The organism is Arthrobacter sp. SAFR-044 (assembly GCF_059414985.1).
The window spans coordinates 60,484-74,111 of record NZ_JBPFDN010000015.1 but is presented as its reverse complement, the minus strand read 5'-3'; the positions used below and the strand labels follow the sequence as shown (position 1 = coordinate 74,111).

Genomic DNA, 13,628 nt, shown 5'->3' with positions numbered 1-13,628 from the left:
CCAAACCGCCCCTGCAGCCCTGCTGCGGGGGCGGTTTTGCGTTGCCCGAAACTCCAACCTTCGACCTCAGCTAGAGGGTCAAGGCTCAACATTCGCGGAAAGTCAAGTTCCGTCGAATACCGTGTCGGGCGCTGTAGCCTAGGGAGCAGAACGAAGGGCGCTGGTAAGCCAGCGGCAGGAAATCACCGTCATCGAAAGTGTGGACAGATACGTGAGCAGCGAACAGGGTTCAGCAACTCTGGAGGGCACGGAATTCGACCTGGAAAACGCGGTGATGGGCCCCACGGGGCGCCCATACCGCGAGTTCCCGGAACCCGCGCCCCTGTCCTCCCACGGTCCGGCCCGCGTCATCGCCATGGTCAACCAGAAAGGCGGGGTCGGGAAGACCACCTCCACCATCAACCTGGCCGCGGCGCTCGCAGAGTACGGCCGCCGGGTCCTGCTGGTGGATTTCGACCCCCAGGGTGCGCTGTCAGCTGGCCTCGGCGTCAACCCGCACGAGCTCGACCTCACCGTGTACAACGTCCTGATGGACCGCAAGGTGGACATCCGCGACGCCATCCACCAAACCGGCGTCGAGAACGTCGACCTGCTGCCGGCCAATATCGACCTCTCCGCGGCGGAAGTGCAGCTGGTCAATGAGGTGGCGCGCGAACAGGTCCTGGACCGTGCCCTGAAGAAGGTCGAAGACGACTACGACGTCGTCCTTATCGACTGCCAGCCGTCCCTGGGCCTGCTGACCGTCAACGCCCTCACCGCGGCCCATGGCGTCATCATCCCGCTCATCTGCGAGTTCTTCGCGCTCCGCGCCGTGGCCCTCCTCGTCGAAACCATCGACAAGGTCCAGGACCGGCTGAACCCGCGGCTGCAGGTGGACGGCGTGCTGGCCACCATGTACGACGCACGGACGCTGCACAGCCGCGAAGTGATCACCCGGCTGGTGGAGGCGTTCGGGGACAAGGTCTTCGAAACCGTCATCAAGCGCTCCATCAAGTTCGCCGATGCCACCGTGGCCGCTGAGCCCATCACCAGCTACGCCGGAAACCACGTGGGAGCCGACGCCTACCGCCGGCTCGCCAAGGAGCTGATCTCCCGCGGCGGCGCACCCTAAGCACGCCGTGGCCGAATCCAAACCCGGCTTCGAGGTGCGGCTGGCCAACTTCACGGGTCCCTTCGACCTCCTCCTGGGGCTGATCGCCAAGCATCAGCTGGACATCACCGAAGTGGCCATCGCCACGGTCACCGACGAGTTCATCAAGTACATCCGCGGGCTGCAGCAGCTCGGTGAAGAATGGGCCCTGGACGAGGCGAGCGAGTTCCTGGTCATTGCGGCCACCCTGCTGGACCTCAAGGCGGCACGGCTTCTCCCCGCCGGCGAAGTCGAGGACGACGAGGACATCGCGCTGCTGGAGGCCCGGGACCTCCTCTTTGCCCGGCTGCTCCAGTACAAGGCCTTCAAGCAGGTGGCCGGCATCCTGGGCGAGACCCTGCACCAGGAAGGCCGCCGCTTTCCGCGGCAGGTGGCGCTCGAGGAGCATTTCGCAGCCATGCTGCCCGAACTCGTCTGGAAACACACCCCGCAGCAGTTCGCCGCATTGGCCGAAGCCGCGCTCCGGCCCAAAGTGCCGGCGCAACCCCCGCAGGTTGCCCTCGGCCACCTGCACGGCAGCAATGTCAGCGTCAAGGAGCAGGCCGAAGTGCTGGGCCTCAGGCTCCAGCAGGAGTCACCGCTGACCTTCCGTTCCCTGATTGCTGACGCCGAGTCCACCCTCGTTGTGGTGGCCCGGTTCCTGGCCCTCCTGGAACTGTTCCGGGACCGGGCCGTATCCTTCGACCAACTGTCCCCGCTGGCGGACCTTGCCATCCACTGGACGGCCGGCCGCGGGGACTGGTCGGCGGAAAACCTAAGCGAAGAATTCGAGGAGCAACCGTGAACCCGTCGCAGGAAACGCAGGCACAGCATACGCAGCGGCAGGACGACGCCAGCCACGCTCCGGACTTCGCCCACCTTCCCGGCGGTGCCAAGGCAGCCCTGGAAGCGGTCCTTATGGTTTTGGACGAGCCGGCCACGGAGGAGGAGCTGGCCGCGGGGGTGGGGCTGACGGTCGATGCGGTCCGCACCCTGCTGGCAGAACTGCAGCGCGATTATAACGGCTATACTGTTAAAGCCCCGGAGGTGGAGAGTGCCAGCAGCGCTGGTATCGGATCCAGTCCCCGGGGTTTTGAATTGCGGAACATCGCCGGTGGGTGGCGCATCTACTCCCGCACTGAATTTGCCGACATTGTGGGCAAGTACGTGCTGGAGGGGCAGACTGCCAGGCTTACCCAGGCGGCGTTGGAAACACTGGCGGTCATCGCGTACCGCCAGCCCGTTTCCCGGGCGCGCGTGTCTGCAATTCGCGGGGTCAATGTTGACTCTGTCGTACGGACGCTGGCCCAGCGCGGGCTGATCGAGGACGCGGGAACGGATCCCGAGTCCGGCGCAATCCTCTACAGGACTACCTCGTATTTCCTCGAACGGATGGGAATCAGTTCAGTGGGGGACCTGCCCCATCTGTCGCCGCACCTTCCGGGGCTCGACGGGATCGCAGAGTTCTACGACGCCGGGACGATGTAGGCAGGACGCCCCTGCCCGCACCAGTCCATCCAGCACGGTTATTTATCAGGGCAGACGAAGTCTGCGCGGCTGGCTAAGGTTGTCCTTGGACATCTCAGCCGGCCAAAACATATTGAAGGACGGGTCATGACACAGGCGGGACGCCAGGGTTCACCACGTAACGGTTCGGGACGCGGCGGGAACGAACGAAACAGTTCACAGCGCAACCCGGCACAGGGCGGCAGCTTCAGCGGCGGCTCCCGCGGCGGAGCAGGCAAGCGTGCCTCGGGATTCGGCGGCGACCGTCCGCACCGCGCGCCCAAGCCACGCGAAGAGCGCTTCATCGACCCCGACCTCGCCGGGGACCAGCAGGGACGCGGAGCCGAGCCCGCCAGGGGTGCCAAGCCGTCGTCGCGCAAGCCGGCGGCCCGCAAGCCCGGTGCCAAGAAAGCCCCCGGAACTCCCGGGGCGCTCAAGCCCAAGCCGCGTACCGGCGCTCCCGGTGCAGCCGCTTCCCGCGCCTTCGGCAGCGAACGCTTTGGCCAGAACCTGGGGCCGGTCCGCAAACCCGCCCGGAAGAAGGGCCCCCGGGGCAACGTTCCCCAGTCCGAACTCCACGATGCCGACGGCGTGCGCCTCCAGAAGGTGATGGCCTCCGCAGGAGTCGCGTCCCGGCGCGTCTGCGAGGAGATGATCGCCGAGGGCCGCGTTGAGGTGGACGGCCAGGTGGTCACCGAACTCGGTGTCCGCGTGGACCCCAAGACTGCCGTGATCCACGTTGACGGACTGCGGATCCAGCTGGACGAGAACCTGGTGTACATGGTCTTCAACAAGCCCAAGGGCGTGGTGTCCACCATGGAAGACCCTGAGGGCCGTCCCTGCATCAGCGACTTCCTGAAGAACAACAAGAACACCGGCGAACGCCTCTTCCACGTCGGTCGGCTCGATGTCGCCACCGAAGGCCTGCTGCTGCTGACCAACGACGGCGAACTCGCCAACCGGCTGACCCACCCGTCCTATGAAGTACCCAAGACCTATCTGGTGCAGGTGCGGGGGCCGTTCCCGCAGGGCGTCGGCGCCCAGTTGAAGGCAGGCGTCGAGCTGGAGGACGGGTTCGCTTCGGTTGACTCCTTCCGCCTGGTGGACTCCACCCCCGGCCACGTGCTGATCGAGGTTGTGCTCCACTCCGGCAAGAACCGGATTGTGCGCCGGCTGTTCGATGCTGTTGGTTTCCCGGTCCAGCGGCTGGTCCGCGTCAAGGTGGGCCCCATCGGGCTCGGCGACCAGCGCCAGGGCAGCATCCGCAACCTGGGCAAGCAGGAAGTCGGCCACCTGCTGGCATCCGTAGGGCTCTGAGGCATGTCCGCGTTCAAAAGCCATGGCCGCGGCCACCTGGATGGCCCGGTGGTGGTCATTGGAACCGGACTGCTGGGCACCAGCATTGGGCTGGGCCTGCGGGGGCGCGGAGTGCCCGTGTTCCTTTCGGACCCGTCGCCCACCAACCAGGCCGTGGCCGTGGACATCGGTGCCGGGCGCCCGTTGTCCGAACTCGGCGACGCGTCGCCGCAGCTTGTGGTGGTGGCTGCTCCGCCGGACGTCACGGCCGACGTCGTCCTCGCCGCCTTATCCACCCACCCGGATGCTGTGGTCATCGATATCGCCAGCGTGAAGGCGCACATCCTGGCCCGGCTGCGGGAATCCGGCGTGGACCTGTCCCGCTACGTGGGGACCCACCCCATGGCGGGACGGGAAAAGTCCGGCCCGGTGGCGGCGCGCGGTGAGCTTTTCACCTCCATGCCCTGGGTGCTCTGCCCCTCGGAGGAAACGTCCGGTGCCGCCTTGCAGGTGGCCCGCTCGCTCGCCTCGGACCTTGGGGCCGTCGTCTCGCAGTTCACGGCTGACGAACACGACGAAGCTGTTGCGCTGGTCTCGCACCTGCCCCAGGTGATGTCCTCGCTGCTCGCCAGCCGGCTGCAGGGAACTCCGCTGCATGCGCTGTCCCTGGCGGGCAACGGCCTGCGGGACGTCACCAGGATCGCAGCCAGCGACCCCACCCTGTGGGTCCAGATCCTTGGCGGCAACGCGGACAAGGTGGTGGAGATCCTCTACGGTGTCCGGGAAGACCTGAACCGGTTGATTGGAACCCTGGAGAACCCCACGGCACCCGGGGCACGGCTGGACCTCGCGCAGCTGATCAGCGAGGGCAACGCCGGACAGGCGCGGATCCCCGGGAAACACGGCGGCCCGCCGCAGGCTTACGCGTGGCTTACCGTCCTGGTGGATGACAAACCCGGCCAAATCGCCCGGCTGCTCACCGAGATCGGGGAGATCGGCGTCAACCTTGAGGACCTGCGGCTTGACCACTCCTCGGGCCAAAACGTGGGTATGGTGGAAATCTCCGTGTTGCCGAACAAGCACGACCACTTGATCGAAGCTCTCAACGACCGCGGATGGCGGGTACTTCAGTAATGACACAGGAACTCCTCGAATCCATGCGCGCCCTGCGCATCGGCCGGCCGCTGGTGGTTGCCATCGACGGGCCTTCAGGCTCCGGAAAGTCCAGCGTGAGCAAGGAAGTTGCCCGCAGGCTGCGGCTGGCCTACCTGGACACCGGCGCCATGTACCGTGCCCTGACCTGGTACTGCGTGACCGAAGGGATCGACCTCGAGGACGGCGCTGCGGTGGAGCAAGCGTCCCGCGATTTCGTCCTGGAACTGAGCACCAGCCCCTTGGAGGAATATGTCCGGGTCGGTGGCGTGGACGTCACTGATGCCATCCGTGAGCCGGCCATTTCTTCCGCCGTCAGCGCCGTCGCCACCACGCTCGGTGCCCGCACCGAACTGATCCGGCGGCAGCGGGACCTGATCGAAAAGCACCACCGCCGGATGGTGGTGGAAGGACGGGACATCACCACCGTCGTCGCCCCCGGTGCCGAGGTGCGCATGCTCCTCACCGCCAGCGAGGAAGCCCGCCTCCGCCGCCGGGGCATCCAGCTGGGCGGAACGCAGAACGCCGAGCAGCTGGCAGCCCAGGTGACGCACCGGGATGCCAAGGACTCCACGGTAGTGAACTTCACGCAGGCCGCTTCCGGCGTAGTGACGCTGGATTCCTCGGACCTCGACTTCGAACAGACCGTGGATGCTGCCCTCGTGATCGTCACCAAGGTCCTGAACCGTGACTGACGCCGGGGCCGGCCTGCCGTCCGGGCTGACCACGGCATGGAGCAGGCCGGTGGGCTGGATCCTGGACCACCTGGTCTACCGGACCACCGTGAACGGCAGGACCAACGTGCCCACGGGCGGACCGGTGATTTTCGCAGCCAACCACATCAGCTTCCTTGACGGGCCGGTGATGTTCGGCGCCGCGCCGCGGCCCATGCACATCCTGGTGAAACAGGAGATGTTCAAGGGCTTCCTGGGCCGCGTGCTCACCGCTTCCGGGCAGCTGCCCGTGGACCGCAGCGGGGACCGCGCAGCGCTGCAGCGCTGCAAGGACGTGCTCGACGCCGGGCGCTGCGTAGGCATTCTTCCGGAAGGGACGCGGGGGAGCGGCGCAGCAGCGGACATCAACGGCGGGGTGGCCTGGCTGGCGCTGAACTCCGGAGCGCCCGTGGTCCCGGTCGCCATCCTGGGCACCAGGCGGGGAGACGAGCACCTGGACTTCGTTCCACGGCCCGGGCGGCGCATCCACGTCAGCTTCGGATCAGCCCTGACCCTGGCCCGCCGGGCCGGTGAAACCGGCCGTGCTTCAATGGACAGGGCGGCGCAGGACATCCGTGCAGCGCTGGCAGGGCACGTCCAGGACACCATCCAACTCAGCGGGCAGCCCCTGCCCTTCGCTGACCACACAGACTTGACAGCAGTAGCCGGGGACGCCGGCAGATGACCACTAAGGACAGTGCAATGAGCGACACCACCCAGACTTCCGGGCACTCCGGCGCCGACGACGAATACACCCCCTCCGGCACCGACCAGGTTGCAGAGCGCCTGGCAGCGATTGGCGACGACGAAGCCGAGCTCCGTGCCGCCTCCCTCCGGGCCGGCCTGGAGGACTACGAGCTGGACGAGGACGACGCCGCCCTGCTGAGCGGGGAATACGGCGACGAGGACCTCGAGGGTCCGCTCAAGCTGGACCCCGTCCTGGCTATCATCGGCCGTCCCAACGTGGGCAAGTCCACGTTGGTGAACCGCATCCTGGGCCGCCGCGAAGCGGTCGTGGAGGACACCCCCGGCGTGACCCGCGACCGCGTGATGTACTCCGCGAACTGGAACGGCCGCAACTTCACCCTGGTGGACACCGGGGGATGGGAACACGACGCCCGCGGCATCCACGCCAGGGTTGCAGAGCAGGCCGAAATGGCAGTGGAACTCGCCGACGCCGTCCTTTTCGTAGTGGACTCCGCCGTCGGCGCCACCGCTACGGATGAAGGCGTCATGAAGATGCTGCGCCGCAGCAAGAAGCCGGTCATCATGGTGGCCAACAAAGTGGACGACTTTGCCCAGGAAGCCGACAGTGCAGCACTCTGGGGCCTGGGCTTCGGCGAGCCGTACCCCGTCTCCGCCCTGCACGGCCGGGGCGTGGCCGACCTCCTGGACCACATCATGGACACGCTGCCCGAGTTCTCCACCGTTGAAGGAGTGGAACGCTCCGGCGGCCCGCGGCGTATTGCCTTGATCGGCCGCCCGAACGTGGGCAAGTCCTCGCTGCTGAACAAGCTGGCAGGATCCGAGCGAGTGGTGGTGGACAACACTGCCGGCACCACCCGCGATCCCGTGGACGAGTTCATCGAACTCGGCGGCCGCACCTGGCGTTTCGTGGACACCGCCGGCATCCGCCGCCGCCAGCACATGGCGCAGGGTGCCGATTACTACGCCTCACTGCGGACGCAGGCCGCGCTCGAGAAGGCGGAGGTCGCCGTCGTGCTCCTTGCTGTGGACGAGGTCCTCAGCGAACAGGACGTGCGCATCCTGCAGCTGGCCATCGAGTCCGGACGGGCGCTTGTCCTGGCCTTCAACAAGTGGGACCTGCTCGACGATGAACGCCGCCGCTACCTGGAGCGCGAAATCGAACAGGACCTGGCCCACGTGGACTGGGCGCCGCGGGTCAACATCTCCGCGAAGACCGGCTGGCACAAGGACCGACTGGTCCCTGCCCTGGACCTGGCGCTGGAGAACTGGGACCGGCGCATCCCCACCGGGCGCCTTAACGCGTTCCTGGGCGAGCTCGTCGCCGCCCACCCGCACCCGGTCCGCGGCGGCAAGCAGCCCCGGATCCTCTTCGGCACCCAGGCCTCCAGCCGGCCGCCGAAGTTCGTGCTGTTCACCACCGGGTTCCTGGATCCCGGGTACCGCCGTTTCATCACGCGGCGCCTGCGGGAGACCTTCGGATTCGAGGGCACGCCCATCGAGGTGAGCATGCGCGTCCGGGAGAAGCGTGGCCGCAAGCGTTAATTGCGACACACCTTGGGGCTGATCACCGGAAAGTGTCACTGGCACCCCTCCGGATCGTGTAAGCTCTTCTAGGTGGTTCGGCCGGACTGCTGATGAAAACCTTCGGGTTGGGTTCAGCGGAGAACGGCGGAACCAGCGGGCTGTAGCGCAGCTTGGTAGCGCACTTGACTGGGGGTCAAGGGGTCGCAGGTTCAAATCCTGTCAGCCCGACCAGAAAGCGGAAAGCGCCGGAGAATTTCTCCGGCGCTTTTCGCTTTTTTGGCTTGCGGGACCCGGTGCATCCGACACCCTGCGCCGTCTGCGATGCCCGCGTGGAGTCCATGCCTACTTCAGGAACTTCGACGTCCTCCGGTCCGCCAGGATCTTGCCCTTGGTCTGGCAGGTGGGGCAGTACTGGAGTGCTGTGTCCGCGAACGACACTTCGCGGACGGTGTCGCCGCAGACCGGGCAGGGCTGGCCGGTCCTCGCATGGACCCGCATATGGCTGCGTTTGACGTCCTTGAGATCCTTGGGCGGCTTGCCGGCCGACTCTGCCAGCGCTTCACCCAGCACGCTGTGGATGGCGTCGTACAGCACCTGCACGGTCTCCCGGTCCAGGGACTTGGCGATGGCGAACGGCGAGATCCGGGCGGCGTGCAGGATCTCGTCGCTGTAAGCGTTGCCAATCCCGGCGATGACGCTCTGGCTGCGCAGGAGGCCCTTGATCTGCTGGGAACTGCCACCCAGGATCTCAGCCAGCATGCCGGCGTCGAACGCCTCCGTAAAAGGATCCGGGCCCAGAGTGGCGATGCCCGGCACCTCCTGCGGATCGCGTACCACGTAGACGGCCAGGCTCTTCTTGGTACCCGCCTCCGTCAGGTCCAGGCCCCGCGGCCCATTGGGCCCTGAAAACGCGCACCGGACCGCGATGAGGCCGTTGCCCATGCGGAGCTGACGGTCTGCAGGGGAGTCGGTGAAGCGCACCCAGCCCGCCCGCGCCAGGTGGAACACCAGCGAAATACCGTCCGTCTCGATACTGATGAACTTCCCGAACCGGCGGACGCCGGACACTGTACGGCCCTCGACGGCGTTGAAGGGCGGATCCGCCGTCTTGAGCACGGCGAAGGAGACGATCTGCAGTTTGGTGACCACGCAGCCCCGCAGCTGTTCATCAAGGAACCCGGCGAGGCCGGCGACTTCAGGCAGTTCGGGCATGGGCTACCTGGCCTGCCCTAAGGATGCTGCACCCGTGCTTGCACTCATGGCTCCCATCTTGTCAGAAAGCCCCGTGCCGGCCCCGGCAGTTATGCCTATACTTTCAGCGGCGGCCCGATTTCCGGGCCCCTCGTGACATTGGCGCGTACCCCGACGAAAGGCCCCCCATGAGCAACATTCCCGAAGACCTGTCCTACACCGCCGAACACGAGTGGGTCACCGCACCGAACGCCGACGGCGTGGTCCGCGTGGGAATCACGGATTTTGCCCAGGACGCCCTTGGGGATGTCGTTTACGCACAAATGCCCGAGGTGGGCACGAAGATTACGGCAAACGAAGTGGTAGGCGAGGTTGAGTCCACTAAGAGCGTGAGCGACATCTATGCACCGGTTTCCGGTGAAGTCGTGGCCCGCAACGACTCCCTGGACAGCGATTCCGCGCTGATCAACACCGATCCGTACGGTGACGGCTGGCTCATCGAGATCAAACTGGCCGAAGCTGACGCGGTTGAGTCTTTGCTCAGTGCATCCGAGTACGAACAACAGGTAGGCTAAAGCTAACCGGTATGTCCGGTCCGGCCCCGCATCGCGGGCACGGCGTCTGCGCACGTCAGAGCCCGGATCGGGAGCCGGTGCCGGACCTGCCGGGCAGGCCCGGAGACTAACCGTTGGTTGCCGGTTTAATGCCTGCAACGTCAAAGAGGAGGAATCCATGGCTGGCCACAGACACAACCCTGCCGATGGGGATTACGGCAAGGGTGCGGCTAGGGCGTCGGAGACCACCTCGATCCATCTCACCCCCGTCACTGACGAACCCACCATCACCCCGCGGCTTTCGTCGGACGAGCGCAACTCGGTGGAGGCCCTGCCTGCCGGCTCGGCGCTGCTGGTGGCCCACAGTGGTCCCAATGCCGGTGCCCGGTTCCTGTTGGATTCGGATGTCACCACTGCCGGCCGCCACCCTGACGCGGACATCTTCCTGGATGACGTCACGGTGTCCCGGCGCCACGTGGAGTTCCGGCGGACCGCCCGCAGCTTTGAAGTGGTGGACAAGAACAGCCTCAACGGCACCTACGTCAACCACGACCGCGTGGACAGCGTGGAACTGAAGTCCGGAAGCGAAGTCCAGATCGGCAAGTTCCGCCTCACCTTCTACCTGAGCCCTGCCACGGCTGCAGGCCGCAGCTGAACCGGGGACCGCTGCCTGTGGCAATGGCACAACCGGAACGCCGGGGCCCCCAGGTCCTGAACATTGGTGAAGTCCTCGCCCAACTGAGCGCCGACTTCCCGGGCATGACCGCGTCGAAGATCCGGTTCCTTGAGGAAAAGGGCCTGATCAACCCGCGGCGCACCCCTGCCGGTTACCGGCAGTATTCGGACGGCGACGTGGAGCGGCTGCGGTTCGTGCTGGCCCTGCAGCGGGACCAGTACCTGCCCCTGAAGGTGATCAAGGACTACCTGGACGCCATCGACAGGGGAGAGCGGCCGGAGAACCTGCCGCCCGGTGTCGTGGTTTCCCCCCGCATTGTTTCGGACGAACTGGCCGCCGAATTGCAGAACCGCGGCCGCAAGCTGAGCGAGGAGCAGCTCCGCACCGAGTCCGGTGCCAGCGTACCGCTGCTGCAGTCGCTCCTGAGCTTCGGCCTGATCAGCCACAGCAACGGCCAGTTCGACGAGCATGCCCTGCAGGTGGCCCGCGCCTGCGTCCAGCTGGAAAGCCACGGGCTCGAGCCACGGCACCTGCGGCCTTTCCAGGCAGCGGCCGAAAGGGAATTCGGCCTGGTGGAACGCGCTGTCGCGCCCCTTGCCTCCCGCAAGGACTCGGCATCACAGGCACGCGCGGCAGAGGCGGCCCGCGAGATCAGCGATCTTTGCCTCACCCTGCACCGGGCCCTGGTGCAGGACCACATCTCACGCATGGACATCTGATGATCGAAGTCGAGATTGTGGGCGTTCGGATCGAACTGCCCTCCAACCAGCCGCTGGTCCTGCTCAAGGAAATGCACGGCGAACGCCACGTCCCCATCTGGATCGGCACCCCGGAAGCCAGCGCCATCGCCCTGGCCCAGCAGGGCGTGGTCCCGCCCAGGCCCATGACCCACGATCTCCTGGTGGACGTTGTGGAGTCGCTGGGCCACTCGGTGGTCAGCGTGAACATCGTTGCCGTGGAGGACAACATCTTCTACGGGCAGCTGCAGTTTGAAAACGGCACCACCGTAAGCTCCCGCGCATCAGACGCGCTGGCGGTCGCGCTGCGCGCCAAGTGCCGGATCTGGTGCGCCGATTCCGTGATGGACGAGGCTGGGGTCCGCATCACGGAGCATGACGAGGGGGAGGACGCCGAGCCCGGCCCCACCGTTGATGAGGAGCGCGAACTGCGGCGGTTCCGGGAATTCCTGGATGACGTGGAACCAGAGGACTTCGACGGCTAAGGTCACGTTAAGGTTAAAGTTAAGGCTGAAAGTTTCGACACGCCTCATCGAAGCGGCCAGGGTCTTTGACCTCGGGACCCGCCGGGCCTAACGTCGAAGTATCAAGTTCCCTTGCTTACGGCAGCCGCGCAAGTCACACTGGAAAGTGCGCCCCGCGGAGAAATTACACCCATGGTCTTCACGCCACGGTTGCTGTATCAGTTCCGGGGGAGCGTACGACAAGGAGGATCCAGGTGAGTCCCAAAGGCGAAGCAGGCGGGCTTAAACAGCCCACGGCTGGTGTTGCTGTGCCCGTGAGCGGTGCCCAGGGCCTCCTGTTCACCGAAGACCTGCCGGTACTGGACGAGGACGCCGGCTACCGGGGCCCCACCGCCTGCAAGGCCGCAGGCATCACCTACCGGCAGCTCGATTACTGGGCACGCACCGGCCTGGTTGAGCCCGCAGTCCGCGGTGCTGCCGGCTCAGGCTCGCAGCGGCTCTACGGATTCCGGGACATCCTGGTGCTCAAGGTGGTCAAGCGCCTCCTGGACACCGGAGTTTCCCTGCAGCAGATCCGCAGCGCCGTGGAACACCTGCGGGAGCGCGGCGTTGAGGACCTGGCCCAAATCACGCTCATGAGCGACGGCGCCAGCGTCTACGAGTGCACCTCCGCCGATGAGGTCATTGACCTGGTCCAGGGTGGCCAAGGTGTCTTTGGCATTGCCGTGGGGCGGGTATGGCGCGAAGTCGAGGGCAGCCTTGCATCGCTGCCCAGTGAGCACGCCGCGGAGCAGTCCTTTCCGGACGACGAATTAAGCAAGCGACGGGCAGCGCGGAAGATCAGCTGACGCAGAATTTAATGAGTAAGGGCCACGCTCCGGACGGAGCGTGGCCCTTACTCATTAAAACGTGTTCCTAGCGGGCGCGGCTGCGCAGGCCGGATCCTGCAGTCATCAGGGTGGACAGCAGGTCGTCGAACAAGCCGGCCGCGGACTTGGCGGAATCGCCGGGCCAATGATGGACGGGGTGGGCTGCGCCCTGGATCTGCTGCCAGTTGGCCTGTTCGGGAATGCGCGGGCTGAGCAGGAGGTCGCCGAACATGGACTCCATCTCCGCCAGCCGGTAAGTGTGCTCAGAGGAGCCGCTCCGGACCCGGTTCGCCACGATTCCTGCCGGTGAAAGATTCGGCGCAAACTCCTGCCTGAACAGCTGGATGGCCCTCATAGTGCGTTCGGTGCCGGCCACCGAGAACAGCCCGGGCTCGGCAACCAGGGCAACTTTGTCACTCGCCGCCCAGGCCATGCGCGTCAGGCCATTGAGTGAGGGAGGGCAGTCGACCAGGACCAGCTGATAGCCGTCGGCGGCGGCGAGTACGGCGGAAAGCCGGCGGAGATCGCGGCGGCCCAGGTCCGGCCGGTCATAGATTCCGGTGTAGGCAGAGCCGACGGCGACATCGAGGACGGCGGGGCCGGAGCCGTTGGAGGGGGCACGGTCAGCCCAACTGCTCCGCACCACGTTTTCCGCCAGTTTCGCCCGGCGCGGGCTCTTCAGCATCCTGCCGATGTCCAACTGGTCACCCGGCTGCACGCCCAGGGCGGTCGTGGCGTCGGCGTGCGGATCCAGGTCCACCACCAGCGTGCGGACTCCTGCGGCCAGCGCCGCAGACGCCAATCCTGTGGTGACGGAAGTCTTGCCGACTCCACCCTTGAGGCTGCTGATGCTGACTACTTGCACTTGAGAGACCAAAACCTAACGCCGGATGCCGTGTTGGGGGTAATGTTTGCCTCGGCAGAGCCGAAGCCGGACGGTCCTGCCGCCCTACTCATCATATGTTGATGCGTCGGCGAATCCTGCTTTATCGGGCGTCGGCATGGCACCGACTATGCTGCCGGGGCGGTTTCCGCCAGCCAGGCTAAAAGCGTTCGGGACATGACGGGAAAATCTGTGACCGTGGCCACAAAGATTTGTGTTTGGCCTT

The 13,628-nt window shown here is 66.0% G+C and carries 14 protein-coding genes, 1 tRNA gene and 1 pseudogene; 14 read left to right on the top strand and 2 right to left on the bottom strand.

Going from position 1 to position 13,628, the window contains the following annotated elements:
• Positions 1–211 precede the first annotated feature (211 nt).
• The 9 genes and pseudogenes from ACR65J_RS18805 (at position 212) to ACR65J_RS18765 (ending at position 8,259) form a co-directional block, all read left to right on the top strand.
• Positions 212–1,111: a ParA family protein gene (locus tag ACR65J_RS18805; RefSeq protein ID WP_079597205.1), complete on the top strand. Its 900-nt coding sequence runs from the start codon at positions 212–214 to the stop codon at positions 1,109–1,111.
• A gap of 7 nt (positions 1,112–1,118) precedes the next feature.
• Complete coding sequence (locus ACR65J_RS18800; RefSeq protein ID WP_440171909.1) at positions 1,119–1,934, top strand: segregation and condensation protein A; 816 nt, start codon at positions 1,119–1,121, stop codon at positions 1,932–1,934.
• Positions 1,931–2,617, top strand: a complete 687-nt coding sequence (scpB, locus tag ACR65J_RS18795; protein ID WP_440171907.1) for an SMC-Scp complex subunit ScpB — start codon at positions 1,931–1,933, stop codon at positions 2,615–2,617. The genes ACR65J_RS18800 and scpB overlap by 4 nt, the downstream gene beginning before the upstream one ends.
• 126 nt (positions 2,618–2,743) lie before the next feature.
• On the top strand, positions 2,744–3,952 hold the full coding sequence (locus ACR65J_RS18790; RefSeq protein WP_440171905.1) for a pseudouridine synthase: 1,209 nt from the start codon (positions 2,744–2,746) through the stop codon (positions 3,950–3,952).
• Positions 3,953–3,955: 3 nt separating this feature from the next.
• A complete protein-coding gene (locus tag ACR65J_RS18785) occupies positions 3,956–5,065 on the top strand; it encodes a prephenate dehydrogenase (protein WP_440171903.1) in 1,110 nt (369 codons plus the stop codon).
• Positions 5,065–5,778: a (d)CMP kinase gene (gene cmk, locus ACR65J_RS18780; RefSeq protein ID WP_440171901.1), complete on the top strand. Its 714-nt coding sequence runs from the start codon at positions 5,065–5,067 to the stop codon at positions 5,776–5,778. Before ACR65J_RS18785 ends, cmk begins: the two co-directional genes overlap by 1 nt.
• Positions 5,771–6,488: pseudogene (locus tag ACR65J_RS18775) on the top strand (lysophospholipid acyltransferase family protein). The gene cmk and the pseudogene ACR65J_RS18775 overlap by 8 nt, the downstream one beginning before the upstream one ends.
• Positions 6,489–6,498: 10 nt before the next feature.
• Positions 6,499–8,046, top strand: coding sequence for a ribosome biogenesis GTPase Der (gene der, locus ACR65J_RS18770; RefSeq protein WP_440171899.1), 1,548 nt, complete (start codon positions 6,499–6,501; stop codon positions 8,044–8,046).
• A gap of 136 nt (positions 8,047–8,182) precedes the next feature.
• Positions 8,183–8,259 (top strand) — tRNA-Pro (locus tag ACR65J_RS18765).
• A gap of 111 nt (positions 8,260–8,370) precedes the next feature.
• Here ACR65J_RS18765 and ACR65J_RS18760 read toward each other — a convergent pair.
• Positions 8,371–9,240 carry an Fpg/Nei family DNA glycosylase gene (locus tag ACR65J_RS18760; protein ID WP_440171897.1) on the bottom strand — a complete coding sequence of 290 codons (870 nt, stop codon included), beginning with the start codon at positions 9,238–9,240 and terminating at the stop codon, positions 8,371–8,373.
• 167 nt (positions 9,241–9,407) lie between these two features.
• On the opposite strand from ACR65J_RS18760, the gene gcvH reads away from it, so the two are divergent.
• The 5 genes from gcvH (at position 9,408) to ACR65J_RS18735 (ending at position 12,498) form a co-directional block, all read left to right on the top strand.
• Positions 9,408–9,794, top strand: a complete 387-nt coding sequence (gcvH, locus tag ACR65J_RS18755; protein ID WP_440171895.1) for a glycine cleavage system protein GcvH — start codon at positions 9,408–9,410, stop codon at positions 9,792–9,794.
• Positions 9,795–9,951: 157 nt separating this feature from the next.
• On the top strand, positions 9,952–10,428 hold the full coding sequence (locus ACR65J_RS18750; protein ID WP_440171893.1) for an FHA domain-containing protein: 477 nt from the start codon (positions 9,952–9,954) through the stop codon (positions 10,426–10,428).
• A gap of 23 nt (positions 10,429–10,451) precedes the next feature.
• Positions 10,452–11,168 carry a transcriptional regulator FtsR gene (ftsR, locus tag ACR65J_RS18745; protein WP_018763526.1) on the top strand — a complete coding sequence of 239 codons (717 nt, stop codon included), beginning with the start codon at positions 10,452–10,454 and terminating at the stop codon, positions 11,166–11,168.
• Positions 11,168–11,671 (top strand): bifunctional nuclease family protein, encoded by a 504-nt coding sequence (locus ACR65J_RS18740; protein WP_056331728.1) that lies wholly within the window; start codon positions 11,168–11,170, stop codon positions 11,669–11,671. The genes ftsR and ACR65J_RS18740 overlap by 1 nt, the downstream gene beginning before the upstream one ends.
• A 233-nt stretch (positions 11,672–11,904) precedes the next feature.
• A complete protein-coding gene (locus ACR65J_RS18735; protein WP_440171891.1) occupies positions 11,905–12,498 on the top strand; it encodes a MerR family transcriptional regulator in 594 nt (197 codons plus the stop codon).
• Positions 12,499–12,565: 67 nt separating this feature from the next.
• Here the strand turns inward: ACR65J_RS18735 and ACR65J_RS18730 are convergent, their stop codons facing one another.
• Complete coding sequence (locus tag ACR65J_RS18730) at positions 12,566–13,384, bottom strand: ParA family protein (RefSeq protein WP_440171889.1); 819 nt, start codon at positions 13,382–13,384, stop codon at positions 12,566–12,568.
• Positions 13,385–13,628: the final 244 nt, after the last annotated feature.

Excerpts from the sequence above, each read along its gene's own strand:
- der (WP_440171899.1), top strand. The coding sequence starts at position 6,499 with ATGAGCGACACCACCCAGACTTCCGGGCACTCCGGCGCCGACGACGAA.
- ACR65J_RS18790 (WP_440171905.1), top strand. The coding sequence starts at position 2,744 with ATGACACAGGCGGGACGCCAGGGTTCACCACGTAACGGTTCGGGACGC.
- ACR65J_RS18740 (WP_056331728.1), top strand. The coding sequence starts at position 11,168 with ATGATCGAAGTCGAGATTGTGGGCGTTCGGATCGAACTGCCCTCCAAC.
- ACR65J_RS18785 (WP_440171903.1), top strand. The coding sequence starts at position 3,956 with ATGTCCGCGTTCAAAAGCCATGGCCGCGGCCACCTGGATGGCCCGGTG.
- ftsR (WP_018763526.1), top strand. The coding sequence starts at position 10,452 with ATGGCACAACCGGAACGCCGGGGCCCCCAGGTCCTGAACATTGGTGAA.
- ACR65J_RS18750 (WP_440171893.1), top strand. The coding sequence starts at position 9,952 with ATGGCTGGCCACAGACACAACCCTGCCGATGGGGATTACGGCAAGGGT.
- ACR65J_RS18760 (WP_440171897.1), bottom strand. The coding sequence starts at position 9,240 with ATGCCCGAACTGCCTGAAGTCGCCGGCCTCGCCGGGTTCCTTGATGAA.
- cmk (WP_440171901.1), top strand. The coding sequence starts at position 5,065 with ATGACACAGGAACTCCTCGAATCCATGCGCGCCCTGCGCATCGGCCGG.
- gcvH (WP_440171895.1), top strand. The coding sequence starts at position 9,408 with ATGAGCAACATTCCCGAAGACCTGTCCTACACCGCCGAACACGAGTGG.